This is a genomic window from Neisseria sp. HMSC03D10, assembly GCF_001807625.1.
Taxonomy (GTDB): domain Bacteria; phylum Pseudomonadota; class Gammaproteobacteria; order Burkholderiales; family Neisseriaceae; genus Neisseria; species Neisseria mucosa.
In genome coordinates this window covers 1-2,524 of record NZ_KV789574.1, presented here as the reverse complement: position 1 = coordinate 2,524, position 2,524 = coordinate 1, and the positions used below count along the sequence as shown (strand labels likewise).

At 54.2% G+C, this 2,524-nt stretch carries 3 protein-coding genes; all 3 read left to right on the top strand.

The window, feature by feature from the left end; all coding sequences use genetic code 11:
- Window positions 1-233: 233 nt before the first annotated feature.
- The 3 genes from nrdR to ribD all read left to right on the top strand — a co-directional run bounded on the left by nrdR (window position 234) and on the right by ribD (window position 2,428).
- Window positions 234-695 carry a transcriptional regulator NrdR gene (nrdR, locus tag HMPREF3066_RS08390; protein ID WP_003776195.1) on the top strand — a complete coding sequence of 154 codons (462 nt, stop codon included), beginning with the start codon at window positions 234-236 and terminating at the stop codon, window positions 693-695.
- 40 nt (window positions 696-735) lie between these two features.
- Window positions 736-1,266, top strand: coding sequence for a hypothetical protein (locus tag HMPREF3066_RS08385; protein WP_240594062.1), 531 nt, complete (start codon window positions 736-738; stop codon window positions 1,264-1,266).
- A 64-nt stretch (window positions 1,267-1,330) separates the two neighbouring features.
- Window positions 1,331-2,428 (top strand): bifunctional diaminohydroxyphosphoribosylaminopyrimidine deaminase/5-amino-6-(5-phosphoribosylamino)uracil reductase RibD, encoded by a 1,098-nt coding sequence (gene ribD, locus HMPREF3066_RS08380; RefSeq protein WP_070442055.1) that lies wholly within the window; start codon window positions 1,331-1,333, stop codon window positions 2,426-2,428.
- Window positions 2,429-2,524 lie beyond the last annotated feature (96 nt).

The following is a 2,524-nucleotide window of genomic DNA, read 5'->3' as shown; positions in this document are numbered from 1 at the left end:
TCGGGGGAAAGGCTTTTTTGCAAAGGTCTCAGACTCTTCATTTTGAAAACGGTATTGAGCATAAATGCTGATAATTCATGTTATTTCAAAGATTTCTGCTGGGGGATTTTTGGGATTGAAAGTGGCTTTACAAAAGTTTTGTACTTTATGAGCTGTTAATAAACCCACCGACTATACGGGAATAGCTCAATCGGCTACAATTCCGTTTCACAAACAAATAAATTCAAAAACTTATGAAATGTCCGTTTTGTCAGCATCCCAATACTCAAGTCACTGATTCGCGGCTCTTGGAAGAGACGAACAGCATCCGCCGCCGCCGCCGTTGCGTGGAGTGCGGACAGCGGTTCAGTACGTTTGAAACGGTCGAAATGCGGATGCCTCAGGTGATTAAATCCAACGGTACGCGCGTGGCGTTTAATCCGCACAAGCTGAGAACCAGTTTGGAACGGGCTTTGCACAAACGCCCGATCGCCCAGGAAAAAATCGATGAAACGGTCGCGCTGATTGAGCAGCGTCTGTATCAGTCGGGCAACAAGGAAGTGCCGTCGCGCATGGTGGGGGAAATGGCGATGGAGGAATTGGCAAAAATCGATCAGGTCGCCTATGTCCGTTTTGCTTCCGTGTATAAAAGTTTCAACGACGTGTCCGAGTTTACTCAGGCAATCGCCACGCTGGTGCAGACCGACGGGAAATAGGTCGTCTGAAAGCGGTGTGTTGATGATGAAGAGGATGTTTATGAAAAGAGTTTTATCCGTAGCCGCCGCACTATTCTGCCTTGCCGCCTGCAGCCCCGAACAGGGCGATGCGGTGTCGAAAGCCGCCTCCGATACGGTTCAAACGCTGACGAGCATGGATGGCAAAATTTCCATTTCAGTCCATAACAGCCACTTCACCGACATCATCGCTGATTCCGCCCGCCATCCGAAAAACGTTCCCGCCTCCAACCTGATTCTGCTCCAACACGACCCTGAAGCGCGCATTACCATTTATGCGGCGAACAACGGCCCGGCGCAAACGGATGCCAAAACCTATTTCGCCGAACTCAAAACCGCCCTGCAATCGGACGAGACTCAAAATGTCCGCGTCGGTATCGCCACCGACAACCGCATGAATTACCAAACCGACCGCGAAGACCGGCAAGGTACGTTCAACCAATACTGCATCGCCATTCACGAAGCCAATATTTATACCGTTTGCGCGTACAGCCATCATGCGGGGCAGAAAGATTTGTCCGTCGTTTTAAAAGAAGTGAGTTTGGCGCATTAGCATTTTGACGAATGGAACACGGCGAAGGTCGTCTGAAAACGGAAAACTTTAAGAAATCCACATTATGTTTGATTGTATTGATACCCAAATGATGCAAAACGCCCTTGCCCTTGCGCGGCTCGGGCGTTTTTCCACTTCCCCCAACCCGCGCGTCGGCTGCGTGATTGCACACGGCAACCAAATCGTCGGACAGGGATTTCATGTCAAAGCAGGCGAACCGCACGCCGAAGTGCATGCGCTGCGGCAGGCGGGCGAAATGGCGCGCGGGGCGACGGCTTATGTGACGCTCGAACCGTGCAGCCATTACGGCCGCACGCCGCCCTGCGCCGAGGCTCTTATCGGCTCGGGCGTGTCGCGCGTGGTCGCCGCCATGACCGACCCCAATCCTTTGGTGGCAGGCAAAGGTTTGGCAATGCTCGAAGCCGCAGGCATCCGCACCGAAAGCGGTTTGCTGGAAACCGAAGCGCGCGAACTCAACCGCGGCTTCCTCTCCCGTATCGAACGCGGTCGCCCGTTCGTCCGCATCAAATGCGCCGCCAGCCTAGACGGCAAAACCGCGCTCGCCGACGGACGCAGCTACTGGATTACCGGCGAAGCCGCAAGGGCGGACGTACAAACCTTACGTGCGGAAAGCTGCGCCGTCTTAACCGGCATCGGCACGGTGCTTGCCGACAACCCGCGCCTCAACGTCCGCGCCTTCCCGACCCTGCGCCAGCCCGCGCGTATCGTGTTGGACAGCAAACTGCAAACGCCGTTGGGCAGCCACATGGTTTCAGACGACCTCAGCCCCACCATCATCGTAACCGCCGTCGATGATGAAGAACGCCTCAAGCCATACCGCGCGTTCAATCATATCCGCATCTTGAGGTCGTCTGAAAACGCCGCCGGACGTATAGACCTTGCCGCACTGCTGCCCCAATTGGCAGAACTGGGTTACGGCGAGATTATGGTCGAAGCGGGCGCGACGCTGACCTCCGCCTTTATCGAATCAGGCTTGGCAGACGAAATCGTGTTGTACCAAGCGCCGAAAATCTTAGGCGAAGGCAGAAGCCTGCTTACCCTCCCTGCTAACCCCGCCGTTTTGACTTCGGAAGGCGAGTGGGAAAGTCGTTCGGTAGAGCTGATCGGGCAGGACGTAAAATGGGTTTTGCGTAAAAAATAGGCTGCCTTGTAAACCAGAAAGGTCGTCTGAAAACTGATTTTGGGTTTTCAGACAGTCTTGATTAACGGTGCAGCGTACCGAAGCTTTGTTCGATCA

What these genes read in the sequence shown, in the direction of transcription:
- nrdR (WP_003776195.1), top strand. Translation starts at nt 234, where the DNA reads ATGAAATGTCCGTTTTGTCAGCATCCCAATACTCAAGTCACTGATTCG.
- HMPREF3066_RS08385 (WP_240594062.1), top strand. Translation starts at nt 736, where the DNA reads ATGAAAAGAGTTTTATCCGTAGCCGCCGCACTATTCTGCCTTGCCGCC.
- ribD (WP_070442055.1), top strand. Translation starts at nt 1,331, where the DNA reads ATGTTTGATTGTATTGATACCCAAATGATGCAAAACGCCCTTGCCCTT.